This window comes from Paeniglutamicibacter antarcticus, from assembly GCF_039544305.1.
Lineage (GTDB): Bacteria > Actinomycetota > Actinomycetes > Actinomycetales > Micrococcaceae > Paeniglutamicibacter > Paeniglutamicibacter antarcticus_C.
The window spans coordinates 16,345-41,311 of sequence record NZ_BAABLK010000089.1 but is presented as its reverse complement, the minus strand read 5'-3'; the positions used below and the strand labels follow the sequence as shown (position 1 = coordinate 41,311).

General features: G+C 63.5%; 21 protein-coding genes. 14 read left to right on the top strand and 7 right to left on the bottom strand.

The annotated features are described in order from the left end of the window. Window positions 1-303 precede the first annotated feature (303 nt). From ABEA12_RS16595 to ABEA12_RS16575, 5 genes are all read right to left on the bottom strand, one after another. Window positions 304-768 (bottom strand): DUF3817 domain-containing protein, encoded by a 465-nt coding sequence (locus ABEA12_RS16595; protein ID WP_210100224.1) that lies wholly within the window; start codon window positions 766-768, stop codon window positions 304-306. Continuing rightward, window positions 765-1,616: an SURF1 family protein gene (locus tag ABEA12_RS16590; protein WP_210100223.1), complete on the bottom strand. Its 852-nt coding sequence runs from the start codon at window positions 1,614-1,616 to the stop codon at window positions 765-767. The genes ABEA12_RS16595 and ABEA12_RS16590 overlap by 4 nt, the downstream gene beginning before the upstream one ends. Window positions 1,617-1,853: 237 nt before the next feature. Further along, on the bottom strand, window positions 1,854-2,357 hold the full coding sequence (locus tag ABEA12_RS16585; protein WP_425571796.1) for a PTS sugar transporter subunit IIA: 504 nt from the start codon (window positions 2,355-2,357) through the stop codon (window positions 1,854-1,856). Window positions 2,358-2,639: 282 nt separating this feature from the next. Next, window positions 2,640-3,785 (bottom strand): GuaB3 family IMP dehydrogenase-related protein, encoded by a 1,146-nt coding sequence (locus tag ABEA12_RS16580; protein ID WP_210100222.1) that lies wholly within the window; start codon window positions 3,783-3,785, stop codon window positions 2,640-2,642. A 148-nt stretch (window positions 3,786-3,933) separates the two neighbouring features. After that, window positions 3,934-5,250: a BtrH N-terminal domain-containing protein gene (locus tag ABEA12_RS16575; RefSeq protein WP_345468992.1), complete on the bottom strand. Its 1,317-nt coding sequence runs from the start codon at window positions 5,248-5,250 to the stop codon at window positions 3,934-3,936. Between the two features lie 531 nt (window positions 5,251-5,781). Here ABEA12_RS16575 and ABEA12_RS16570 point away from each other — a divergent pair. The 10 genes from ABEA12_RS16570 (at window position 5,782) to ABEA12_RS16525 (ending at window position 16,553) form a co-directional block, all read left to right on the top strand. Further along, window positions 5,782-6,666, top strand: a complete 885-nt coding sequence (locus tag ABEA12_RS16570) for a TetR family transcriptional regulator C-terminal domain-containing protein (protein ID WP_210100221.1) — start codon at window positions 5,782-5,784, stop codon at window positions 6,664-6,666. Then, window positions 6,656-7,543 carry a beta-keto acid cleavage family enzyme gene (locus ABEA12_RS16565; RefSeq protein WP_210100220.1) on the top strand — a complete coding sequence of 296 codons (888 nt, stop codon included), beginning with the start codon at window positions 6,656-6,658 and terminating at the stop codon, window positions 7,541-7,543. Before ABEA12_RS16570 ends, ABEA12_RS16565 begins: the two co-directional genes overlap by 11 nt. Before the next feature lie 4 nt (window positions 7,544-7,547). Beyond that, a complete protein-coding gene (locus ABEA12_RS16560; RefSeq protein ID WP_210100219.1) occupies window positions 7,548-8,519 on the top strand; it encodes a 3-hydroxyacyl-CoA dehydrogenase NAD-binding domain-containing protein in 972 nt (323 codons plus the stop codon). Further along, entirely contained in the window at window positions 8,516-8,956 is a 441-nt protein-coding gene (locus ABEA12_RS16555) for a thioesterase family protein (RefSeq protein WP_210100218.1), read from the top strand. The genes ABEA12_RS16560 and ABEA12_RS16555 overlap by 4 nt, the downstream gene beginning before the upstream one ends. A 37-nt stretch (window positions 8,957-8,993) precedes the next feature. Further along, window positions 8,994-10,595, top strand: a complete 1,602-nt coding sequence (locus ABEA12_RS16550; protein WP_345468989.1) for an ABC transporter substrate-binding protein — start codon at window positions 8,994-8,996, stop codon at window positions 10,593-10,595. After that, the gene (locus ABEA12_RS16545) at window positions 10,592-11,551 is read left to right on the top strand and encodes an ABC transporter permease (protein WP_210100217.1); all 960 of its coding nucleotides are present in this window, start codon (window positions 10,592-10,594) and stop codon (window positions 11,549-11,551) included. The genes ABEA12_RS16550 and ABEA12_RS16545 overlap by 4 nt, the downstream gene beginning before the upstream one ends. Next, window positions 11,548-12,432 carry an ABC transporter permease gene (locus ABEA12_RS16540; RefSeq protein ID WP_210100216.1) on the top strand — a complete coding sequence of 295 codons (885 nt, stop codon included), beginning with the start codon at window positions 11,548-11,550 and terminating at the stop codon, window positions 12,430-12,432. Before ABEA12_RS16545 ends, ABEA12_RS16540 begins: the two co-directional genes overlap by 4 nt. After that, window positions 12,432-14,177, top strand: coding sequence for an ABC transporter ATP-binding protein (locus ABEA12_RS16535; protein WP_210100215.1), 1,746 nt, complete (start codon window positions 12,432-12,434; stop codon window positions 14,175-14,177). Before ABEA12_RS16540 ends, ABEA12_RS16535 begins: the two co-directional genes overlap by 1 nt. A gap of 11 nt (window positions 14,178-14,188) precedes the next feature. Beyond that, window positions 14,189-15,361: a serine hydrolase domain-containing protein gene (locus ABEA12_RS16530; protein ID WP_210100214.1), complete on the top strand. Its 1,173-nt coding sequence runs from the start codon at window positions 14,189-14,191 to the stop codon at window positions 15,359-15,361. A gap of 754 nt (window positions 15,362-16,115) precedes the next feature. Continuing rightward, window positions 16,116-16,553 carry a VanZ family protein gene (locus ABEA12_RS16525; RefSeq protein WP_210100213.1) on the top strand — a complete coding sequence of 146 codons (438 nt, stop codon included), beginning with the start codon at window positions 16,116-16,118 and terminating at the stop codon, window positions 16,551-16,553. Window positions 16,554-16,798: 245 nt separating this feature from the next. Here the strand turns inward: ABEA12_RS16525 and ABEA12_RS16520 are convergent, their stop codons facing one another. Further along, window positions 16,799-17,056 carry a hypothetical protein gene (locus ABEA12_RS16520; protein ID WP_210100212.1) on the bottom strand — a complete coding sequence of 86 codons (258 nt, stop codon included), beginning with the start codon at window positions 17,054-17,056 and terminating at the stop codon, window positions 16,799-16,801. Between the two features lie 251 nt (window positions 17,057-17,307). Between ABEA12_RS16520 and ABEA12_RS16515 the strand changes: the two genes are divergently transcribed. Beyond that, window positions 17,308-18,153 carry a hypothetical protein gene (locus ABEA12_RS16515; protein WP_210100211.1) on the top strand — a complete coding sequence of 282 codons (846 nt, stop codon included), beginning with the start codon at window positions 17,308-17,310 and terminating at the stop codon, window positions 18,151-18,153. 64 nt (window positions 18,154-18,217) lie between these two features. Here the strand turns inward: ABEA12_RS16515 and ABEA12_RS16510 are convergent, their stop codons facing one another. After that, a complete protein-coding gene (locus tag ABEA12_RS16510) occupies window positions 18,218-19,786 on the bottom strand; it encodes a glycosyl hydrolase family 18 (RefSeq protein WP_210100210.1) in 1,569 nt (522 codons plus the stop codon). Window positions 19,787-20,341: 555 nt separating this feature from the next. Between ABEA12_RS16510 and ABEA12_RS16505 the strand changes: the two genes are divergently transcribed. Genes ABEA12_RS16505 through ABEA12_RS16495 form a run of 3 tightly spaced genes read left to right on the top strand, consistent with a single transcriptional unit; the run spans window position 20,342 to window position 24,358 of the window. Beyond that, window positions 20,342-22,372, top strand: coding sequence for a glycosyltransferase family 2 protein (locus tag ABEA12_RS16505; RefSeq protein WP_345468996.1), 2,031 nt, complete (start codon window positions 20,342-20,344; stop codon window positions 22,370-22,372). A 4-nt stretch (window positions 22,373-22,376) separates the two neighbouring features. Beyond that, the gene (locus ABEA12_RS16500; protein ID WP_210100209.1) at window positions 22,377-22,826 is read left to right on the top strand and encodes a DUF7793 family protein; all 450 of its coding nucleotides are present in this window, start codon (window positions 22,377-22,379) and stop codon (window positions 22,824-22,826) included. Continuing rightward, window positions 22,823-24,358 (top strand): bifunctional diguanylate cyclase/phosphodiesterase, encoded by a 1,536-nt coding sequence (locus tag ABEA12_RS16495; protein WP_210100208.1) that lies wholly within the window; start codon window positions 22,823-22,825, stop codon window positions 24,356-24,358. The genes ABEA12_RS16500 and ABEA12_RS16495 overlap by 4 nt, the downstream gene beginning before the upstream one ends. Window positions 24,359-24,967: the final 609 nt, after the last annotated feature.

Sequence of the window (24,967 nt, the reverse complement as noted above, 5' to 3'; positions counted from 1 at the left end):
CTTGGGGTGCTTGGTGCCTTGAAGGTGTTCATGCCTGCAAGTGTGAACCACCTCAAGGACGTCGCCCTGGGGTAGGTGCCCAACCCGTGCAGAACTCCCCGGGTGCGCGCCAGCGATCCCGTGCGGGGAAGTCGTGGTTGCGGGTAATTTGCGGCCCCGATGGCGTTGATCGTGGGGATCGCGGTTTTCCGCTGGGATCAGAAATGCGAAACGGGCGACCTGCAATCACGCGCGGATGCGCATCGTGCAGGCCGCCCGTGGCGGTGGGCTTGGAGTGGAGCTGGGCACCGAGCCGATGATTGGCTAGTAGCGTTTGGCTGCCTGCGGGTGGGAGGCCAGCTCGGTCTCGACCTCGCCGTGCACCTTGGTCTCCATGAAGAAGGAGAGCAGCGGAACCACGCCGCCCAGCGCGATGGTGATGAACCGGCTGAAGGGCCAGCGCATCAGGGACCACAGGCGGAAGTCGGCCAGCAGGTAGATGACGTACATCCAGCCGTGGATGATCAGGATGGCCAGCGAGACGTTGATGCCTTCGGTGACGTCGGCCCGGTTAGCGAAGCCCACGGCGTTGGAGCTTCCATCGAGCAGGGTGCCGCCGATGAACAGCTCCAGCTGCCAGACGTACTTGATGAGCATTTCGGCGCAGAGCAGCAGCAGCATCACGCCGGTGGCGTAGGCCAAGACCTTGTAGAAGGTGGCGGCGGTGCGGATCTGGGCGGGAGTGCCTGCGAAGCGGCGTACCTTCGGGGCGGGATTTTCTTCGGTCACAACTGGTCCTTGGGTTGGGGATCGAGGGTGGGGTTCTCGTGGTTGATCTGGCGCTGGTACACCACGGCCGGGTCATAGCCGGCGGCCAGCGCGGCGGCGTCGGCGATGTCTTCGCGCTGCCTGCGAACATCATCTGCCACCAAGCGGTACCAGAGGAACACCGCGAAGCCGGCGAAGACGACCCATTCGATGCCGTAGAAGATGTTCAGCCAGTTGATCTGCCGTTCCTGGGGCTGGGGTCCGACATCGACCGGGATGAGCCCGGTTGCCGCGGCGGAGCGTTCCGCGCCGTCGGCGGCGGTGACCGGGCCGGCCACGACGAATCCGCTGTAGGCGGGGACGTCCCACACGTTGATGAGCTCGGCCACCGAGAGGGAGGCGTAGGCGCTTTGGCCGGCGTCCTGGGAGATCGGGGCCTCGGTGGGCAGCAGCCGTCCGGTGATTTTTAAGACGCCGGCGGGTGCGTCGGCGGCGGTGGCGTCATCGGGCTGCCAACCGCGGACCACCGGGATGGTGTTCTTGCCTGGTGCGCCGGACACCTCGAATGCGGCCACTACCCAGTAACCGGTCCGCCCGTCTTCGATGCGGTCCTTGACCAGGACCTGCTTGCCCGGCAGGAAAGTGCCGGAGGCGGTAACCATCTGGTCGGCGTCGCGGGCCATCAGGTCGGTGGCCGGCTGAAGGTGGCTGGTCAGCGGGACGGCACGTTCGGTGGTGGTCACCGGGGGCGGGGCGTCGGTCTGCGAGCGGTTGAACTGCCACTGGCTCAGCAGGACGAAACCGGCGGCAACAACGAGGGCGCCAACCAAGGCCAGGATCCAACGGGGTTTAAGGGCAGTTTTCAGCACACCCCAACCGTACGTCGATTGTGTGTGGAAGAGCCAATGGAACGCGAAGCCGCCCCGGGACGTTCACCGCCGGCGCAGAGGCAGCAAAACAGCATGGTGCCCACCGGTTTGCCGGGGGTTCGGGGTGCCGGGCGCGGGGATCCGCCGGGAGCCGATGTGGCAGGCATTACCCGTGGGGTGATCGATCCCCCGGCGCGGATTGGACAGCCGGGGGTGTTGGCGCCGGCGCGCAAGGGCTCAGAGGATGGAGAAGTCAACGGTGGAGTTGATTAGTTCGGCGATGACCCCGGGATCGTTGGCGCGGCGCAGCGATTCGCGGAAGGGTTCCTTGGCCAGGGAGCGGGCCAGGGCGGCGAGCATCATCAGGTGCCCGGAGTAGCTGGTTGCCGGAGTTGCCAGCAGCAGCACTACCTGGGCGGGAACGCCGTCGGCCGCGCCGAAGTCCAGCTGGCGGCCGTAGGCCATCACGCCCACGGCGATGCTCGGGGACCGGACGTAGTCGCTGCGGGCATGGGCCAACCCGATTCCGCCGGGCAGCCCGGTGGCCAGTTGGTGCTCGTGGCGGTGGACCTCGGAGAGGAAAGCCGGCAAGTCGGTGATCCGTCCGGCTCCCACGAGCTTGGCGGCCAGCACCGCGATGGTCTCCTCGCGGCTGGGGGTCGCCAGTTCCAGGGCCACCATCTCCCCGATGGTGATCTCTGGTGCTTCGTCGCCGGCCGGGCGGGGCTGTGGGGGATTCATCGCATCGATTCGAAGGAGGTGTCGAACTGGGGGGCAGTGGGGGCATCGGTGCCCGTGGGTGGGCGCCTGGTTCGTAGCGTACCGTGCGCCGGCGCCCCGGCGCATCGGGGTTTGGCACGAAGGGATGTCCCCAAGTGTTTGTTTGCGGTGGCGAATCCGGTGGATACGCGAAACGACCGGGTGCGTCCCGTTCCTTGCCCGTGCGGGGAAGGTGGATCAAACCCGGTCGCCATCGACGCGGTGGGGCACAAATGGGTGCCGAATTCGGGGAACCAGCCGTCGCTAGTCCGCTTCGTAGGGGGAAACCACAACGTCGACGCGCTGGAATTCCTTGAGGTCCGAGTATCCGGTGGTGGCCATCGAACGGCGCAGTGCACCGATGAGGTTCGAGGTGCCGTTGGTGTGGTGCGAGGGCCCGAAGAGCAGCTGCTCGAGCGGGGCGACGGTGCCGACCCTGACCCTGTCCCCGCGCGGGTTGTTCTCATGGGCCGCTTCCATGCCCCAGTGCCATCCGGCGCCCGGGGCTTCGGTGGCGCGGGCCAGTGCGGTGCCGAGCATCACGGCGTCGGCGCCCATGGCGATGGCCTTGACGATGTCCCCGCTGGTGCCCAGTCCGCCGTCGGCGATCACGTGCACGTAGCGTCCGCCGGATTCGTCCAGGTAGTCCCGGCGTGCGGCGGCGACGTTGGAGATGGCAGAGGCCATCGGTGCGTGGATGCCCAGTGCCCGGCGGGTGGTGCCCGAGGCGCCGCCGCCGAAGCCGACGAGCACGCCGGCGGCGCCGGTGCGCATCAGGTGCAGCGCCGGGGTGTAGCCCGCCGCTCCCCCGACGATCACCGGGACGTCGAGTTCGTAGATGAACGCCTTGAGGTTCAGCGGTTTGTGGTTCTTTGAGACGTGCTCGGCCGAGACGGTGGTTCCGCGGATCACGAACACGTCGACCCCGGCGGCCAGCACCGTTTTGTAGTGCTCCTGCAGGCGCTGCGGGGTCAGCGAACCGGCAACAGTGACGCCGGATTCACGGATCTCGGCCAGCCGTGCGGTGATCAGCTCGGGTTGGATCGGGGCGGCGTAGATTTCCTGCAGCCGTGCGGTGATCACCGGGTCGAAGTGCCCGCCGTTGGCCGATTCAAGGGCGGCGATTTCGCCCAGCACCTGGGTGGGGTCCGCGTAGCGGGTCCACAGGCCCTCGAGGTTCAGCACGCCCAGGCCGCCGAGCTTCCCCAGGGCGATCGCGGTCCCCGGGGACATCACCGAGTCCATCGGCGCCCCCAGGATCGGGGTCTCGAACTGGTAGGCGTCGATCTGCCATGCCACCGAGACATCGTGCGGGTCACGGGTGCGACGGTCTGGAACAATCGCCACGTCATCGAGGGAGTACGCCTGGGCTGCGCGCTTGAAGCGGCCGATTTCAATCTCGTAAGTCACCGAACTACCCTATCAGTCCGGGGCAGTAGCGGGCCCGAGGCGCCGCCGCGCCCATCGGGTCCACCGTTACCCACACGCGGCTTATCTGCGCCCCGGTGCCGCCGCGCGTCGATGAACGCCGGCGGGTACGTCGGTACCTGCCCCAGGCTCAGGCCAGCAGCGATTTGGCGTTCCGGGCCAGGGCGGTGGCGGCGAGTTCCTCGGCGCGGGCGATGGCTGCCAGGTGGTCGGCGAGCGCAGCGAAGTGCTCGGCCCTTTGACCGGGATCGATCGACGGGTCGATGGCTTCGGTGAAACCGATCCAGTCCTGGGCCAGGTGGGCATAGCCCTGTGCGTGTTCGCCCAGGGATTCCAGTCCCGGCAGCTTGGAGGCTTCGGTGAGGAAGTCGGCGTATTGCCCGCGCAGCGCCCCGAGCCCGCCGAATCGGGTGTCGGTGAGGAAACCCAGGACCTGCTCGAGCCCGGAGGCCAGGCGCTGAGGCTCGGCAAAGACCTGGCTCCAGCCCTTGGCCGTGGTGGTGTCGCGCAACCGATCCACCCACGAATCCATGCCGGCGATGCCGAAGTTCCGACCAAAGTGCGCCGGGACCCCTTCGAGTTCGCTGGTGCCCAGCAACCGTGCTGTGGTGGCCTCGATGGCGGTGAGCACGTTGGCGGCCAGGGTCTGGGCGTCGGGCCCGGTGGATGCGGGGATCCACGCCTGCCAGTTCTTGTCCCGCTTGCGCCCTGAGCGCGCGGTGGCCAGGTCCGCCGGGGAGATCGGGGTGAGCTGGCCCGATCCGTCATCGAGCAGCAAGTCATCGCCGTGCTCGCCGACCACGGCCAGATCGATGGAGTCCGAGTCCTCCACGGCTTCGGCGTCGATCCATGGCAAGGCGGCGACCGAGGCGCGCACCACCACCGCGCGGCCCGCATCCAGTCCGGCGTCCAGGTATTCGGCGGCGAGCCGGGGGCTGCCGGTGGTGCGTTCGTTGACCTTGGCCCCGCAGCGGGCCAGAAGGTTTGCGGTGTATGGCTCGGGGTGGGCGCGGGTGATCACGGTGGCGGTGGTCACGGACTCGTATTCGAAGGTGAAGACCATGAAGCCGATGCCTCCTGCGAGCCCGGCCAGCAACGCCTCGCTGAGCGGTTGCCCGGTGAGCGGGTGCAGGACCCCGGCCTGGGTGAGGACCCGGTGCCAGAGCCCTGCATCGTATTGCACGACGTTTTCGGGGCCCGGGTACTCGGGAAGCTCCGCCTCTTCTGCGGCGTCCGCTGCCGCCTGGGCATCGGCGGCGCTGGCCGGGCGTTCGGGCTTGGCTGCCAGGATCGATTTGCGGGCGGTGGTGTAGCTCTCGCCCGTGCGCTCCATGCGGGTACGGGTGAGTTTCTTGAGGTTCTTCGGCTGGGCCACGGTGTGCTCCTTAGAGGTGTTGCGTGCGCGCAGGGCGCGGGTCTTCCCGCGCGCCGGTGGGGGCAGCGCCAAATGAACATTCTACGTGCGGGATCCCGCTGGCATATCTCGCTGCGCCCACGCTGCCGGGACACCATGCCACGGGCAGGAAGACCAAGCACCTCGGGCACCGTGCGGCCTTGGGGAAAAGACCTCGCCTAGCCGGGGTGAATCCCCCATTAATTATCACAAACCCCCAACCCGCCCACCGGCCGTCGAGTCACCGGGCAAGCACCCTGCTTAACTGATTTCGGGTCAGGTCACATCGCAAACAGGCGGCTTCGCGTCAACTGGGGCACCACTTCCCGCGCCAATGCGAGGGCGCAGCACGGCCACAGCGCGCTCCGTCAAGGACCGATTCCCCCGGAATCGCGGTGATTTTATCCGCGCGCACGATCCGTCAGCCGAGGGCAGCATCCGGCAAGGCCGGCCCGTGACGCGTGCCCGAGCAGCCTACGCCGGACCCGCCGAGAAGATAACGAAACGGTTACAGTATCGCAACGAATCACTGATCTTGGTTTGAAATGTTTGCCAAAATCGCAAAACCGGGTTTAGCGTTGCCCCATGCAATCTTCCGAGACGGGCCGGGCAGGACTTCCTGGCCGCGCCCGTGCCGCCATCCGCGATTCGGGTCTTGCCCAGCGGGAAGTCTCGCGCAGGATCGGGGTCGAGGAGTCAAAGCTTTCCAAGTCCCTGAAGGGGTTCCGGAAGATCACCGCCGATGAGATCGTGCTTCTAGCCATGGTCACCGGGGTGACCGCCAATTGGCTGATCACCGGTTCGGACTCGGCACCGGGTGCCTCAACGGTTCCGCCCCAGGGCATCCTGCCCCAGCGCCACCGTGGGGACGACAAGCATGCCCAACGTCGCCGGGCCATCATCGAACGTGCATGGTGGCTGTTTGCCGAACGTGGTTTCGAGGCGGTGCGGATCGCCGACATCGCCGCCGAGGTGGGCATCAGCACTCCCACCGTCCACTACTACTTCGAGAACAAGCAGGCCATCTTCGCCGAGACCCTGCACTTTTCGGTGAAGCTCGCCTACGACAGGCAGATCGCCGAACTGGCGCAAATCATCGATCCCGCCCAACGGCTCATTCGGCTTATCGAGCTCCAGCTGCCCACCGGGCCCGAGGGCCGTGCCGAATGGTCGATCTGGCTGCAGACCTGGACCAAGCTGGCGGTCAATGATGGCGGGCTTGACTCGCACTCCCCCGGGTACGGGCGCTGGGTCTCCACCGTCCGCGACGTCATCGCCTCCGGGCAGCAGGAAGGTTGCTTCGTTGACGAGGACCCCGGGATCCTCACTGCGGAGCTCACCTCACTGATCGACGGGATGGGCATCAAGGTGCTCGCCGGGCTGCTGACCTCGGAACAAATGTTCACCAATATCCGTGGGTTCATCAATCGAACCATCATCACAACGAAGGACAAGCACCATGAATCGTAAAGTCATCGTCACCTGCGCCCTGACCGGGGCCGGAGACACCACGGGCAAATCCGGGCACGTCCCGGTCACTCCGGATCAGATTGCCGCCGACGCCATCGCCGCCGCGCGCGCCGGGGCCTCTGTGGTGCACATCCACGTCCGCGACGTCGAAACCGGCCAGGGCTCGCGCGATACGGCCCTGTACCGCGAAGTCGTCCGCCAGGTGGCGGCCTCGGATGTGGACCCGGTCATCAACCTCACCGCCGGCATGGGCGGGGACTTGGTCATCGACCCGGCCAACCCCACCGTGGCCCTGGAAGGCACCGACCTGGTCTCGGGCCTGGAGCGCCTGGTCCACATCGAGGAACTGCGTCCGGAGATCTGCACCATCGACTGCGGCTCGCTGAACTTCGGCGAAGGCTCCTCCCTCTATGTCAGCACCCCGGACATGCTGCGCGAGGGTGCGGCCCGCATCCGCGAGCTGGGCGTGAAGCCGGAAATGGAAATCTTCGACACCGGCAACCTCTGGTTCGCCAACGAGATGGTCGCCGAGGGCCTGATCGCCGCCCCGCCGCTCTACCAGCTGTGCATGGGCATCCCCTACGGTGCCCCCGTGGACGCCGGCCTGCTCCAGGCCATGGTCAACATGCTGCCCGAGGGCGCGCAATGGACCTCCTTCGCCATCGGGCGCAACCAAATGCCATGGGTCGCCCAGTCAATCCTGCTCGGCGGACACGTCCGCGTGGGCCTGGAAGATAACCTCTACCTCTCCAAGGGCGTGTTGGCCACCAACGCACAACTGACCGAACGCGCAATCACCATCGTTGAATCGATGGGCGCCTCCGTGGCGACCCCCGACGAAGCCCGCGAAATCCTCAAGCTCGACAAGGTGGCCTGACCCCATGGCAAATTACCCCGAATTCAAGAACGTCACCACCGTAGCCTGCGTCGGCGTTGGCACCATCGGCGGCGGCTGGGCCGCCTACTTCCTCTCCCGCGGGCTGCGCGTGCAGGCCTGGGATCCTTCCCCTGACGCCGAGGACAAGCTGCGCGCACTCATTGACGCCGCCTGGCCGGCCCTGACAGCGCTGGGCCTGTCCCAGGGCGCCGATAAGGACAACTTCACCGTCCACGCAGACTTGGCCGAGGCCGTTGCCGGGGTCGGGTTCGTCCAGGAAAGCGCACCGGAGGTCCTGGAACTCAAGCAGGACCTGCTGGCCCGGCTGGCCGCGGCCACCGCCGAAGATGTGGTCATCGGTTCCTCCACTTCCGGCTACGGGATGACCGAAATGGCCATCACCGCAGCTGATCCTTCCCGGCTGGTCGTCGGGCACCCCTTCAATCCCCCCTACTTGATCCCGCTGGTCGAGGTCGTCGGCGGCGAAGCCACCGATAAGAAGGCCACCGAGTGGGCCTCGGGCTGGTATGACTACATCGGCAAGTCGGTGATCACCATGGAGCGCGAGATCCCCGGGTTCATCGCCAACCGCCTGCAGGAAGCCCTGTGGCGCGAGGCGCTGCACATGGTGGACAACGGTGAAGCCACCGTGGAGCAGATCGACACGGCCATCACCGAGGGACCCGGGCTTCGCTGGCCTCTGCAGGGCCCGATGCTCACCTTCCACTTGGCCGGCGGCCAGGGGGGCATGAAGCACATGCTCGATCACTTCGGCCCCTCGCTGAAGTCCCCGTGGACCCGGCTTGAGGCACCCGAGCTGACGGCCAAACTCAGCCAGGACGTCATCGACGGCTGCAACGAAGAAGCCCACGGACGCTCCATCAACGAGCTCATTGCCCAGCGCGATGCCGGCATCATCGCCATCCGCCAGGCGATGGCCGGGCTCTCCGCAGCCGCGGCGGTGCCTGCGCCGTGAGCCTGAAACCCTACACGTGCGCTGTTGAACCGCAGTGGATCGACTACAACGGGCATATGTCCGAGGCCTTTTACGTGTTGGCCTTCGGCTTCGCGACTACCGCGGTGATGGACGCCCTGGGACTTGATGAGGACTACCGACAGTCCGCCTCGGCATCCCTGTACACCGTCGAGGCCCACGTTCGCTACCTGGACGAGGTCTCACCCGGCGCCACGCTTGAAATCACCACGGTGATCGCCGGCCATGGCGCCAAGAAGCTGCACCTGGCCCACGAAATGCACGTTGACGGCTCCCTGGTGGCGACCGAGGAGATCTTGGGGCTGCACGTGGACACCGAATCGGGTTCCACCTCCGTCTTCCCGACCGCCATCAACGCCACCATCACGAGCCACGAGCACCGAATCCCGGATTGGAGTGGCCGATCCATCAGCACGTGAGTTCCCTCCACCTCCCTTCCGATGAATCGAGTCAGTCTTGATCTCCGATAGAACCCCGCAACACCGTCACGCCGTCCTGGGCTCAGCAGTGAGCCGCCGTGCCCTGTTGGGCGGGTCCATGGCGCTGGGCCTGGGCGTGCTGCTCACCGCATGCGGCCAAGGCGAAACCGCAGTGCTCGCTGCACCCTCCGGGCCACCGCAGCGCGGTGGCAAGCTGAGGGTGGGCCTGGCCGGCGGCGGAGCCGCCGACTCCCTTGACCCGCATGCACCAGTCAGCACCACCGACATCGCCCGAGTGGTCAACCTGTATGAACCGTTGTTCTACCGCAACGAGGATTTCGTGCTGACCCCGCTGCTGGCGCTGAGCGCCGAACCCGATGCCGAGGCAAAGACCTGGACCGTTGAGTTGCGCCCGGACGTGAAGTTCCATGACGGGCGCCCGGTCACCGCGAAGGATGTCGTTGCCTCGTTTGCCAGGATCACCAATCCCAAGGACCCCAAGACCGCCGCAGCGGACCTGGGCATCCTGGACGAGGTCGTGGTGATCTCCGATACCGTTCTCGAGTTCCGGCTCAACACCCCCTCAGCGACACTCGATGATTCGCTGGGCCAATACTCGGTGGGCATCGTCCCTGCGGACTTTGACATCAAGAAGCCGATCGGCACCGGGCCCTTCAAGGTCTCCAGCTTCGACCCGGGGCGCCAATCGGTCTTCAGCGCCAACGAATACTACTGGCGCGAGGGCGAACCGTTCCTGGACGAGCTGGTCATCCTGAACTTCTCCGATGACGATGCGTTGATCAACTCGTTGCTCTCCACCCAAGTCGATGCCATCGGACAGATCCCGTTGGCGCTGCTTGAGGTCATTGGTGCCGATCCACGCATCACCATCCTGAATTCGGAAACCGGGGCCTGGCTGCCCTTCACCATGCGCGTGGACAAGAAGCCCTTCGACGATGTGAGGGTTCGCCAGGCGTTCCGGCTGGCGGTGGACCGCGAACAGATGATCGAACAGGTGCTCAGCGGAAACGGGACGGTGGGCAACGACCTCTACTCCCCCTTTGACCCGGGCTACGCCAAGAACCTGCCCCAACGCACCCAGGACGTCGCAGCGGCCAAGAAGCTGCTGGCCGAGGCCGGCTACCCCGACGGGCTGGACATCGAACTTGTCACCGCGCCCATCCAGTCCGGCGCCGTAGAAGCCGCCCAGGTCTTCGCCCAGCAGGCAGCCGCCTCCGGGATCAGGGTGAAGATCCGACGGGTTGACAGCACCACGTTCTTTGGCGATGACTACCTGTCCTGGACCTTCGCCCAGGACTTCTGGTACACCCGCAACTTCCTTCCACAGGTCAGCAACTCCTCGCTGAAGTCCTCCCCGTTCAACGAGACGCACTGGGACGATCCCGAGTTCAACGCGCTGGTCAAGAAGGCGGTCGTCACCGTCGATGAGGCCAAGCGCAACGCGCTGATCACCCAGGCCCAGGAAATCGAATACGACCGCGGCGGCTACATCATCTGGGGCTATCCCAACCAGGCCGATGCCTTCCAGAGCTACGTCGCGGGGCTCATCCCCAGCAAAACAGGCCTCGCTCTTTCGGGCTTCGAGTTCCGCCGCGCATGGATTGGAGTTTCCAAATGATTGCACGAATCATCGTCAAACGCCTGTTGGTGTCACTGGTGATCCTCTTCGCCGTTTCGCTGCTGGTCTTCGTCGCTACGCTGTTGCTTCCCGGGGACCCGGCCCAAGCCGTGCTGGGACAGCAAGCAACCCCGGAACGCCTCGAGGCCCTGCGGGAGCAGATGAACCTTAACGATCCCGTCTGGCAGCGCTACCTCAGCTGGCTCGGCGGGCTCTTCACCGGGGACCTTGGCTACTCAGCGGCAACCAACGGACCGGTTTCCGAACTGCTGGGAGACCGCATCCAGGCATCCCTGGTGCTCCTTGGCTTCGCCTCGCTGATTGCCATCCCCGTCGGGATCCTTGTCGGTACTTTCTCCGCGCTGAAGCGCGGGCGGGCATTTGACAACGTATCCACCGGTTTCTCCCTGGTACTGGCATCGCTTCCCGAGTTCGTGATCGGCATCGGGCTGATCGCGCTGCTCTCCACCTCGGTGTTCAAGATCCTGCCCTCGGTCACCATGGCCCCGCCCGGGGAACCGGTGTGGAACTTCCCGGTGCAGTTGATCCTGCCGACCCTGACCCTTGCGCTGGTGGTGACCCCGTACATCGTACGGATGATGCGTGCCACCATGCTTGAGGTGCTCGACTCGGGATTCGTTGAAATGGCCAGGCTCAAGGGCGTGCCCGAACGCGATGTGATCCTCAAGCACGCCGTACCCCACGCGCTGGGACCGGTCGCCCAGGTGATCGCGATCCAGCTGGCCTGGATGGCCGGCGGCGTCGTGGTGATCGAGTTCCTCTTCCGCTACCCGGGCATCGGCCAGGCATTGGTGGACGCGGTGACCAACCGCGACGTGCAGGTCGTCCAAGCACTGTCGATCATCATTGCCGCAGCCTACATCGTGGTTAACCTGCTGGCCGACCTGGTGGGCATCCTCACCAATCCGAAACTACGCACGGAGGCAGTCAAATGAGCGTCATCGAGTCACCCGTGCAAGGTGCAGGGGAAGCCGTGAAGCCAAAGCGCATCTTCGCTCGCATGATGCGCCAGCGCCAGGCCAAGATCGGCATGGCGCTGACCGTTCTGGTTCTTCTGGTTGCATTGGCAGGGCCGCTGGTGCTGCCCTGGCTCACCGGTTCCACCAGCACCGAGTTCACCGGTCGGCCCTTCAAGGACGTGGGCGTCTTCGGCACCGACAACCTAGGCCGCGATGTGTTCTCCCGCTTCCTTGACGGAGGGTTGCGGCTGATCATCTACTCGGCGTTAGCCACATTGCTGGGCATGGTGATCGGGGTTGCCGTGGGCATGACCGCCGCATACTCCGGGAGCAAGGTCGATTCGCTGATCATGCGCTCCAACGACGTGTTGCTTGCCTTGCCGCAACTTGTCTTCGCCCTGCTGGCCATCACCGTGCTCGGTCCCAAGGGCTGGGTCCTGGTGGTGGTCATCGGGGTGACCCACGCGCCACGCGTGGCACGGGTCACCCGCTCGGCAACCTCCTCGGTGATCACCGAGGACTACATCCGTGCATCGGAGATGTATGCGGTGCCGCGCTGGAAGATCCTGGCCTCCGAGGTGCTGCCGAACATCACCGGGCCCCTGATGGTGGAACTCGGCCTGCGCATGACCTACTCGATCGGCTTCGTCGCCTCGCTCTCCTTCCTGGGACTTGGCATGCAGCCGCCGACGGCCGACTGGGGATTGATGATCAACGAGAACCGGATCGCGCTGGTCATCCAGCCGTGGGGCGTCCTGCTCCCGGTCCTGGCCATCGCCCTGCTGACCGTGGGCACCAACCTGTTGACCGACTCGCTCGCGCGGGCCTCGGCAAACCTGAATGCGGGGAAGAACTGATGGGCTCCACCACCATGGAAAAAGAAATTCTCGACCAAGCGCTCTGTGCCACCGACCTGCGCGTGGCAACCCTGGACGGGACGGAGATCCTTCACGGGATCGGCTTCACCCTGCACCCGGGCAAGATTCTGGCCTTGGTCGGGGAATCGGGCTCGGGAAAGACCACCGCAGGGCTGGCCTGCATGGGCCACTTCCGCCAGGGACTCAAGCTCACTGCCGGGTCGGTGGTGCTCCACGCAGGCACCGAGGGAAACATCCTCGAGTTGCCTGAGCATAAGGTACGCACCCTGCGCGGCAAGGAGATCTCCTATGTTCCCCAGGACCCGGCGCTCTCGCTGAACCCCGCCATCCGCATCGGCGAGCAGATCGCCGAGACTTTGCGCGTGCACCGCTTTGGCTCCTCGGAGGCCGAACGCCGCACACGGGTCGCCGAAGTGCTCGCGGAGGTAGGGTTGGCCAACGACGCCGCCTACCAGCGCCGTTTCCCGCACCAGCTCTCCGGCGGCCAGCAGCAGCGCGTGGGCATCGCCATGGCCTTCGCCTGCCGACCCAAGGTGATCGTGCTCGACGAGCCGACCACCGGGCTGGATGTCACCACCCAGGCCGTCGTGCTGGCCACCATCCACGAAATGGCCGAACGCCACCAGGTTGCCGGGCTCTACATCACCCACGACCTGGCGGTGGTGGCAGAGGTCGCCGACGAGGTCGCCGTGATGCTCGAGGGGGACATCGTGGAATTCGGGCCCACGCAGCAAGTCCTCTTCTCCCCCGAACACCGCTACACCCGCAAGTTGCTGCGCTCGGTCCCCGACCTGGCCGGCAAGCGCCGGGTCGGCACCGTCGAAGCGATCACCGGCGAACAACCGTTGGTGATTCCGGGTCCGGCGGGAAATCCCGACACCACCGCGCGCCACCGGGATCTCGACGATGCCAAGATCTTGGAAGGCACACCGGCGCGTGCCCCCGAATTGGATGCCGAGCCGCCCGCCGCGGCAGGTCCCCTGCTGCGCCTTTCCGATGTGGCAATGGCCTACGGTGAGCACCGTGTGCTCGATGGCATCGACTTCGAGCTGGCGCAGGGCGAATCAATGATGCTGCTGGGGGAATCGGGCTCCGGGAAGACAACGCTCTCACGTTGCGTCGCCGGGCTCAACCATGCCTACACCGGATCCGTCGAGCTTTCGGGCCAGGTCCTGGCCAACGGCACCCGCGCCCGCACCGCGGAGGACCGGCGCAAGATCCAGTACATCTTCCAGTCCCCCTTCTCCTCGCTGAACCCGCGGCGCACCATCGCCGAATCGGTGGAGGTGCCGCTGCGGATGTCGGGGGTCCATGACAAGGCCAAGCGCCGTGCCCTGGTCCGCGAAGCCCTGGACCAGGTAAGGCTCGGCGAGCGCTACATCGACCGCCGTCCCGGGGACCTCAGCGGTGGCGAACGCCAACGTGCCGCCATTGCCCGTGCCTTGGTCAACGCCCCCTCGCTGTTGGTGTGCGACGAGATCACCAGCGCACTGGACGTCTCGGTGCAGGCATCGATCCTTGACCTGCTGCGCACGCTGCAGAACGAACACGGCATGTCGATGCTGTTCGTGACGCACAACATCGCACTGGCCCGGCATATCTCCCAGCGCCTGGCGGTGCTGCAAAAGGGCAAGATCGTGGATATCGGGACCACCAACGAGGTGCTGGAAAACCCGCAGCACCACTACACCCAGGAACTCCTGGCCAACGTCCCGACATTCTAGAGGCAGTGAACATGATTCCAGCAGCACAAACCGGCGCCTCGGCTCACAACCACGGACTGCCCGATGAGGGCTTCGGGGAACTGGCCGGGATCTTCTCCCGCCACCTGGAAAACGCCAAGGGCGGGATGGCGTTTTGCGTCTACCGCGACGGCAAGGCCTTGGCCCGCTTCTACGGCGGGGGCACTGTAAAATCCGGCGGGGCTCCCGCCCAGGGCGCGGCGGCCCCCGGTGGCTGGAACGAGGGCACTTTGGCGATGCTCTTCTCCGGCACCAAGGGGATCGTGGCAACCGTCGCCGCGATCCTTATCGACCGGGGCCTGCTGGATCCCGGATCCACGGTGGCATCCTATTGGCCGGAATTCGCCGCGGCGGGCAAATCCGATGTCACGGTGGCCCAACTGCTCAGCCACACCGTCGGGCTCATCTATGTGGACCCGGAACCGGCCGACCGTTACGACAACAGGGCCCAGGCCGCGGTCCTCGCCGCCCAGGAGCCCTTGTGGACTCCCGGGACCAAGGTCGCCTACCACGCCCTGACCTACGGGTACCTTGCCGCTGAGCTCTTTTTCCGGGTCACCGGCAAGGGCCCGGGGGAACTGGTCCGCGAACTGGTGGCCGACCCGTTGGACCTGGAAATCCACCTGGGGCTGCCCGAATCCCTGGATTCGCGCATTGCAACGGTCTTCCGCCCCGATAACTACGCGATCAGCACCATGCTCAAGGACCCCGAACGACGCAAGATCATCGAGAGGATGTATGCCGGTTCCCTGCTGGGAGACGATGACCCGTTCAATTCGCCCGCAGAGCGCCGCAGCGAACTGGCCGCCAGCGGCGCATTCGCAACGGCCGATGCCATGGCCTCGCTGTATTCGTCCCTGGCGGCTCCCACCCCGGCACTGGTTTCGGCAGCCACCCTGGCGATTTCCACCTCCACCTTTTCCGAAGGCGTCGATGCCATCAACGACCGTCCGCTGCGCTTCGGTCTCGGCTACGAGTTGGCCGACCCGCTGGGCACCTACGGACCGGTCACCCCGGCGTTCGGGCACTCCGGTGCCGGCGGCGGACTGCACGGGGCCTGGCCACAGAAGAACATCGGTTTCTCGTTCCTGACCAATGAGATGCTCTCCGAGGACAAGGACCGCCGCGCCAAGGACCTGCTCGGAGCCCTGGCCACCCTGGTCTAGTCCCCGCCAAACGCTCCTTGGTGCTCTCGGCGCCGGGGAGCTTTTGCGTTTGCCGGGCACGTGGAGAGCACTGTAGCGGCAGGGGATCAGCCCAGCTCGATCACCAAGTGGTGTTCGAGCAACCGCGCGGTGAACCGCCCGGTCGTTCTTTGTCCTAACGGTGATACGGCAGCCATGGCGTTCGTGTAGAGGTCGATGGCCCCCAGATTCCCCTCGGAAACCCACTGCTACCTCCCGCGGCATCCCGGCCGGCCCAACCCTTCGTGGGCTTTGCCCAGCAGCCGGGATCCCAGTGCGCATCCTCACCGCTCGGGAAGCACGTTCAACGCATGCAGTTTCCCCGGTACGGGAGGTCCCCGCGTCCTGACCCGAGGGAACGCGCGGCACCCCGAACTGGCCAAAACCCACCGCTACCCCGTCCAGGACAGCAACCTGCACGGGTTCCCCGGGATTGACCCGGAGGGTTCACTCCCAGCGATCTGGCGTTTCCCGGAAATCCATGCCGGCCAGCAAATCCGCATCGGGGTCCCCGCTTAGGGAACGCACCGCGCCGCCATCAGGATCTCGGCCAATGCCGGCGTCCTGAGCCACCGCTTGTCACACGCAGCCGGTCCGAGGGCCGGTGCAGGGCCCGGTGTTGGCTGCATTCCGTCCCCCGCCATCACGGGCCGTGCCCGGGTCCCCCGCTTTGTCCTAAACTGGCTGGTGAGCCATCCGAGCGGCAGCGCCGCACCAGTGACACCGACAGGGTCAGATGACCAAACCGCACACCCGTTTCATAGTGATCCTTGCCGTTGCCTACGGGGCCGCGCTGCTGCTGATCGCATTCTGGCCAACGCCCGTGGACACCTCGATGGGTCCGGCGTTGGCAAGGACCATCGATTGGTTCCATGCCCGCGGGCTCAGCGAGTCCATCGGCTACAAGCAGATCGAGTTCAGCGCGAACATCGCACTCTTCGTACCGTTCGGGTACCTCACCGGCGCGTGGGTGCGCAGGTGGTGGGCCGTGGTGGCCATCGGTTTCGCCGCCTCGTGCCTGATCGAATTTGGCCAAGGGCTGTTGTTGTCCGAACGGTACTCCTCGATGTGGGACATCGTGGCCAATACCCTCGGGGCGACACTGGGCGCCGGGCTTTTCCTTCTCGTTCACCGCAAATCGCAACGCGCCGGGTATTCCGCCGGATCCCGCTGAAGGGCAGGCCGCCGGGTTCATCCCAGGCGCGCTATCGCGCCGGCGCATTTTTGTGAACACGTTACCCGAGGTGCCATGTCGTCTCTGTGATGCACAGCTTGGACCCAGCACGCGCTTCTTTTTGGGAAGATGCGCGGGCTGGGCCCAAAACGGGATTTGCGGGCCTAACGGACCACAACTTGACCGTTCAGTCCGCGCTCATGGTCCATGAATCGCCAACCCCGTGGCGCCTGTTGAGGAACGCCTTAGAAGGGCCAGTTGTTGCTGGCGGCCTTGCTGATGCTGAAACTGTGCGACGCGGCGTCCACATTTCCTTGGGGTGCTTCGACAGCCGAACCCACGAACACTGCGCCGGCAAACAACATGGCGGCCAATGCCGAACCAAATATTTTCTTCATGGTGACTCCGTTTTTAGTTATGAGTGATTTTTTCATGCGAACGACATCGACCCCGAAGGGCCGCATTGAAGTACGTATCTGCAAGTGAAACTGGAAATCAGACACGCATCCAAAATTTGATTCTAGCCCCGGCCGGGTTCGAAGATTTCCATGGGCCGGGCAAAGTTGCAAGTGGGGTGCCGTAGTCCCTGCTTTGAACGCCCACCGATTGCCGCGGCAGGCCCGCGGCATCTGCTGCTTTCATCTACACCGAAGCCTCAATGGCGCATACTTATACAATGCCGATGCATTCACACCAGTCATCCGCCGCCCACTGCGCGGCCCGCTTTCGCAGAGCCACCCAGACAGGGGATCACGTGCAAATAGCAGCAGCGGCCGCTGATTGCGTTCGGTCCCATGAAGCACTTGGTGACACTGAGAATCAATACAAATTCCTGCATATCCTCGGTAGCAGCCAGCTACTCTCAGATGACTACGAGGGCGCCCTGCAAACCGCAGACATTCTCTGCGCTGCCCTTTATGTACAAGCAGACCCGGTACTCAAGGCCAAGAGCGAGATCCTGCGGGCAGCCGCTTGGCGCAACCTGGCCCACCATGAATCAGCAATCGAAACATCACGACAAGCACTCAAGACGCTCGCGGCCGTCCATGGGGCTTCGCGTATTCGTGCCGAGGCCTACCAGGGGCTGATTGCCAGCTTGGTCGAAGCCGGACAGATCGAAAAGGCGTGGGAGCTGCGCGAGCCGCTGGTCGAGGTCCTGGCAGAGACCCCGGACAACGAATTCTCCGGCCAGTGCTACTGGACCCTGGGTAATCTGGCCTTTGCCCATGGACAGAACGCTGCCGGGCTCGACTACCACGAGCGCGCGGCCGGTTTCCTGAAACTCGTCAATAAGATCCATGTTTGGGCACGATTCAACAAAGCAAGCGCCGACGTGCAATTGCAAGCCGGCGTCGCCAACAACCAAACCAATGATTGCATCGAACGGGCCGAACTCGCCTACGCCATCCTCGGTGGAACCACGACGGAGCTAGCCGGCCTGGCCACCACCAAGGCCCGGTGGCTTCTGGCAACGGAGCAATTGGAACAGGCCGTTGAGATCCTGGAAAAGACGATCCTGGAGTCCGGAGTGGATGAAGCGCTAGACATCGCCACGGCCCGCGTGCTGCTGGCCCAAGTCCGCACCATCCAAGGCCTCTGATACGCCTGCCGGCCGGACCCGGTCGAGGCCAGGGCCAAGATACCGGCCCTGCCACTTCAAAAGACTACGAAGAGGCCTTCTTATTCTTCGACACGATGTCGTTGACCTGGCTATTGCTCAGGCGCATCCACGCCGAATCACCAGCTCCCTGGATCGCGGCCTCGGGGCTTTGGGCTTGGTTCCACCACTTCGCCTCGAACAACTGCTTCTCGAAGAGGATCAGGTCGCCTTTCTCGTAGACGTTCTTGGCGGACCATGCCGGGTACAGGCCGGCTGGAACGGTGGCCACCGGTTCGGGCTTGTCCCCGGGCAGCACCGGACCGATCAGTGACCACGGGGCGCTTCCTGCATCACTGGCTGGCAAGTCAGGCGCTTCTGCCTGCGTCCACCACTTTGCTTCGTAGACATTTCCGCGCCAGACAATGCGTTCGGCCTTCGGATAGGCCGCCTGGCTGTTCCATACTGGGTAGGGGCTTTTCGCCGGGTCATCCACGATCGCTGTTTCCATGGGTGCAGGTTCGGGCGAAACCACGGGTTTCTTGGTGGCGCTCACTTCGGCCATATCAGTCGAAAGCAAGCGGGCAAATTCACGGGACTCCTGGGGGGTTCCGCTGCAGTTGTTCGAAACACGCTCGATATCGGCAGCATTCGGTCCGCAGTCCATGTCGCGGTTGGCCGACCAGATGGAAATGCGTCCGATGCCGTTGGCCGTGGCAAAGCCCTTCAGCTCAGCTGCGTCCTTGAGGGTAAAGACTTCACCCAACAGATCGTTTTGCCCGATCATCGGCGTCAAACCGATCTTGGCCCACATCGTGCGCTCGCCTACCTCTTGGCCGTGCTTGCGGTACAGCTCAATCAGTTGTTGGTGTGTGCTGCGGGCTGCCTGCTCAGCAGCACCGGCCATGCTCTGATCGGCCTTGCGGGTTTCACCGAAGTTCATCGTCATCAGGTTCACCCCGGCAAGGCCTACGCCACCGTCCAGGAGCCGGTCAACTTCGCCCAATCCGCTTTCTGTCAGTCCGCGCGTATCCACCGGGAGAGTCACCCATACTTCAAGGGGCTTGCCGGCGGCCGAGGCCTTTTCCTGCAATGCGGCCACGGCCGAGGCCCGTCGTTTCGAAGCAACGGCATCCTCCAGATCGTTGCCTTCCACATCCAAGTCAAGAGTCGTGGAGTCGTATCTCTCTAGAAGACCCTCGTATCCGGCAACAATTTTTTCTTCATCGGTGCAGGCCGTGGCCAGCTCGTCGTTGTTCAGGCCACCGGCCGAAATGACGATCTCCCCTCCGCGTTCGTGTACGCGGGCCACCTTGCGGTCAAGGTCGAATGTTTCGTTGGCCGTCTCCGGGGTGTAGTAGCCGCCCCATGAAATAGAGCAGGGGTTCTTCGGATCGGCGACGACAAAGGCCAGCACGACCCTTTCGTTCTTCCCGACCTCATCGGCAAACGGATAAAACGGTGTGGACGTGGCATCGACATATGACCCGTACCACTCCCCTGAATCAGCCGCCCGTGCCGTATCTTTCTTGATATTCCAAAAATACAGGCCACCGACGAGAAGTGCCCCCAAAACCACGGCAACAATCAGGACGCGGATCCACGACAAGCGCCGACCCGTTGTGAGCTTGGACAAAATTATCTCGATTCGTAACAGAACGCGGTGGACGGGACATATTCCGTGCTCAACGAATCCGGCAGAAGCCAAGAGACCATGCGCGTGTGCGGGAAGCCCCAGTTTCCCGCAGGACAGCACCGCGAGGAGCCCCCGCGACGCACTGTCCTTATTGATTGGATCATACGTTATGATCAAGGCATACTCGTGAAATCCGGCTGCGACTAGTCAAAATCAGTCAAACTCGGCCAAAAGCGGCGGCATTCTTTGCTCTGGGGGGCAAATATTTTGAAGAAGCACGACAGTGGTTCACCGGGGCATGCCCCGGACACGCGAAAGAGACAGTGGGGGGCCGAGAAGCGTTCGGAGCCACTGTCAATCGTTCATCCGACTCCATCGCGGCGAAAGATCGCGTGGGGACGCATCGGCATAGTATTCACGGTCTTGTCGTGGATCTCGTACGTGATATCGACGATCCTGCGGCAACTAGCCAACAATCCGGATGTAGGCTTCCGCTTCCAGTTTGAGGCCGTCATGTACCTCACGGTGGTGACGTTCCTGTCGTTCTCCGCCTTGATGTACCTCACTGCGCGGCAAGCCGCCCTCCACCGGTTTGCCGCACACAGCCGCGTACCCCGCGGTGAGCTGGATCGGCATTTCCGCTCCTATGACAAGTCGATCACCACACTGGTGCCCAGCTACGCCGAAGAGCCGGCCGTGGTCCGCAAAACCCTGTGGTCCGTTGCGCTCCAGGAATTCAATGACCTGACCGTTGTCCTGCTGGTCGATGACCAGCCCCATCCAACGGACCCCGAAGTCCGGGAGCAGCTTGCCGGAACCCGGAGGTTGGCCAGCGACATCCAGGATTCCCTGGCCGCTCCCCTGAAGGCGGCGACCACGGCCTTGGAAGCATTCGAGGGACTGCGGAGCGGTGGCGCCACCTCGACGCAACTGCTGCCATTGGTCATCGACGCCTACGAGGCTGCTCCGAAATGGATCGAAGAGATGGCTGCTGCCGAACGCGTCGAGGATCACGTCGACGAGTTCTTCGTGGATTCGGTGCTTATGGGCCTGTCCCGGGAGCTGCGCCTGACATTGCTTGGCCTCACAGCAGCCGCAGCACAGGACCAAGCACCCGATCTGGAGCGTCTCGAGGAATTCCTTCTGCGCCTTCAACGCATCTTCTGTGTGAACATGAAGACCTTTGAGCGCAAACGCTACGCAAATCTTTCCAAAGCGGTGAACAAGGCGATGAACCTCAACGCCTACATTTCCCTGATGGGCCAGAAATGGCTTGTTGATGAGCGCGGGGCGGCCCAGGTATTGCGGCCGTTCCTGGACGGCGACACCGCCCCCGAAGGTGCAGAGATCCTGGATGTTCCCGACTCGGAGTATTTGTTGACCCTTGACGCGGATTCGCTGCTGCTGCGCGATTATTGCCTGCGCTTGGTCTATTACCTGGAGTCCGAGGAAAATTCACGCGTTGCGGTCACGCAGACACCGTATTCCTCGTTTCGGGGGGCCTCGACGAGAATCGAGCGGCTTGCCGGTGCGACCACCGACATCCAGCACATTTTGCACCAAGGCATGACCTACTACAACGCCACGTTCTGGGTCGGAGCGAATGCAATCATCCGTAAGCAGGCGCTGGAGGACATCCGCCAAACCGAAACCGTCGGCGGATACGAAATCCACACGTACATCCAGGACCGGACCGTTATCGAGGATACCGAGTCCAGCATCGACTTGGGCACCCACGGCTGGAGCTTGTCCAACTACCCGGAACGGCTCAGCTACAGCGCCACTCCCCCGGATTTCGGTTCCTTGGTGGTCCAACGGCGTCGTTGGGCAAACGGCGGCTTGCTGATCCTTCCAAAATTCTGGCGCCAGCTCAGTGAGCGGAAACACCGCCGCGATCGCATCGGGCTGCGCGAGGTACTGCTGCGGGTCAATTACATGGCATCAATCGCATGGGCAAGCATCGGGTTGGTCTTCCTGCTCGCCTACCCCTACGACGGACGTCTGCTCAGCCCGCTGATCTTCGCCGCGGCGCTGCCGTACTTCCTCGCCATGGGAAACGACCTGCGCGCCTGCGGACATCGCTTCAGCGACATCTTCCGCATCTACGGGTTCAACCTGATCTTGCTGCCGGTGAACATGGCCGGAGTCCTGAAGTCCATCGAACAAGCGTTCACCGGGGAAAAGATCCCCTTTGTCAGGACCCCGAAGGTACGTGACAGGACCGCTTCCCCTGGCCTTTACGTCTTCATCCCCTACGCCATCGTGCTCTTTTCCCTGCTGACCCTGTGGAGGGACTACCAGGAAAAAAACTGGGGCAACGTGGCGTTTGCGGCCTTGAATGCCACCCTGGCGGTTTATGCGATCCGTGCCTACATAGGGTTCAAGAACTCTGTGGTGGATATGTTCCTCGGTGTGCTCAATTGGCTCTACATCGCACCCAAGGCACCCAAGGCCGTCCACGCCCTGTACCCCGTGGCCACGCCCGGGAACACGGACTGGCAAACTTTGTTGTACCAAGGCGACCGACGCTTGGACCGTGACCTGCGCGGCGGGGACGACCGCCGCAAGCGTGTAGGGGTGAAGTAGCGCCATGGCGATCCTCGAAAACCCGGCGATACCCGTCACGGCACCGGCACCACCTTCGGGCACCCACCCGTCTTCTGCCCATCACGTGCAATGGAACGCATCCCTCCCGTATGCGGCATTGACGTATTTCACCGACGATATCCTGGAGATTGTCCTGGACCCGGACACGAGGTTCTCCACGTCCTTGGTCTTTGGCATCGTCAATGAGTTCTCCGCTCGATGCGAAACCCGGGCCGGACGCGTACTGATCGACATTTCAGGGATTACTTCCATGGAAAACGATGTGGCGCGGGTCTTTGGCCAGATCACCGCCACCATGCGGGTGGCGTTGCTGGGCTTCGGTCCGGCTGATCGCGTACTGGCAAGGTTTTTCATGCGCAAGCTCGATTCGAAAAATTCCTGTATCTACGTCGAGGAACGCCAGCAAGCCCTGGACTTCCTCTACCTTCCATGATGCGACCAGGTCCATCTGCGGGGGATGTCCCCCGGCTCGGGAAGATCGTCGATGCCATACTGCGCATTGCCGACATGGATTTCAACCCGGACCTGAAGCCCAGCTCCCAACGGGACGAAATCGATGCGATCATGGTGGGCATCAACTCCATGGCCGCGGAGCTGCAGGACACCTATGAAACGTTGGACCGCAGGGTCGCGGAGCGAACACACATGCTCGAACTTGCCCGCGACCAAATGGAGACGCTCGCCTACACCGACCCGTTGACCCAACTGGCCAACCGATCCGCCCTCACCCGGGAGATCAACAACGCCATTTCCACGATGGCGGTCAATGAAACAACTCCCGTGGTGATGCTGCTGGATCTGGATTCCTTCAAGTCCATCAATGACACCTACGGCCACGACATGGGTGACCAGGTCCTGCGAAGGCTTGCCGAAAGGCTCCGCGACTCGGTTCGCTCCGCTGATGTCATTGCCCGACTGGGTGGCGACGAATTTGCCTTGTTGGTCAATGTCGACAAACACACGGCCATGGATTTGGCACGGCGAATAGTCCAGGCCATGAATGAGGTCATGGTAATCGACGGTGTGCACCTTTCCCCCAGCTCAAGCCTCGGCTTCACCTGGTTACGTATAGACGATGCAACGGAGCAGCAAGTGCTTCTTGAAGCCGACACCGCCATGTACATTGCCAAGCGATCCGCCACGGAGAGTGTTATCGAGTTCGAGCCATATATGCTCCATGAGCGGATGCAACGCGCTGCGATGGTGACCGACCTCCATTCGGCCTTGAAAAACAACGAATTCATCCCCTACTACCAGTCGTTGGTTTCATTGCAGGATGAAGCCCTCAACGGAGCGGAGATCCTGGTCAGGTGGCAGCGCGAGGGACATGGACTGGTCGGGCCGGGCGAGTTCCTGGAAGTGGCCGAAGAATCGGGTTTGATCTGGTATTTGACGGAGCATTTGTTGTATCGCGCACTCGATGATCTGGCCAGGTGGCGTTCGCTGGGACTCGTCGATGAAAAGTTCAAGATCCATCTGAACGTCACCTCACGCGAATTGCATCGCCTGGGTTTCCCGGATCTCATTCGCGAGGCTTTGCGCCAGCACGACCTTCCGGGCACCGTCCTTGCCCTGGAAATCACCGAGAATCGCTTGATGTCCGGTGACAGCCTGCATCAATACGCACTCCTCGCGCTGAAAAACATGGGTGTTGACGTATATATTGACGATTTTGGCATCGGATACTCATCCATTGGCTACCTTGCCCAATTGCCGGTGGCCGGAGTCAAGATCGACAAGTCGTTAGTTGACGGCATTTCCTCCGATGCAAAAAAACGAAGGTTTCTCGCAGCAATCTCAGGATTGATCAACGCCTGTGAACTTCAATGCGTGGTCGAGGGGATTGAAACCACCGCTCAGGCGGCGGAACTCCTCGCGATCGGTTTCACCGATGGGCAGGGTTTTTTATACGATCGTCCGGTCGGTGAAGCAGATTTCACCCTGATGCTGCGTTCGCGCGCATAACGCTGAAATATTACCGCTGCCGCGCACGCTACTGCGGGAAGCTGGATACTTTTGGTTCAACGAGAATCATTGCCGCAGGCACCGGCAGCGACGCCGCAGGCAGCGACTCCGGCGCTTGGCCGCCCATGCTTCGGGATCTGGAGCTGGCGCTATCTTCGCTATGACCCGCTCGCGGAAGTGGGCACAGTCCCTTGCCCTTCAACCAAACGGTGTACCGCCCCGAGGCAGTCGTACCTGATTGGCACGGTACTCGAGGCCAGTGCCGCGCTGGGGCGCAGAGTTGCAACCCGCGCAAACGGTAGCAAAGCACATCGGATCTCCGAAAGAACGTGTGGCGTACCGACTTCGGCGAAATTCGTTCCATGCCTTTCCCACCTGCTGCTATGTGGAACACCGAGGAGCCAAGCAAGTAGTTGCTGGATTTTTCTCGCGTATCCGGGAGTAAAAATAGGGTATGCCTTGATGCAGTGGTTCGCTGTCATGGGCGGAAGACCCGGGATATGGTCACTAAGGATGAAAGGGGCGGGACCCGCACTCAGAACGGCAGGGCCCCGCCTGAAGGGAACATCGCTTGGGGGCGGATATTCCCTTCTCCATCAAAGAAACCGT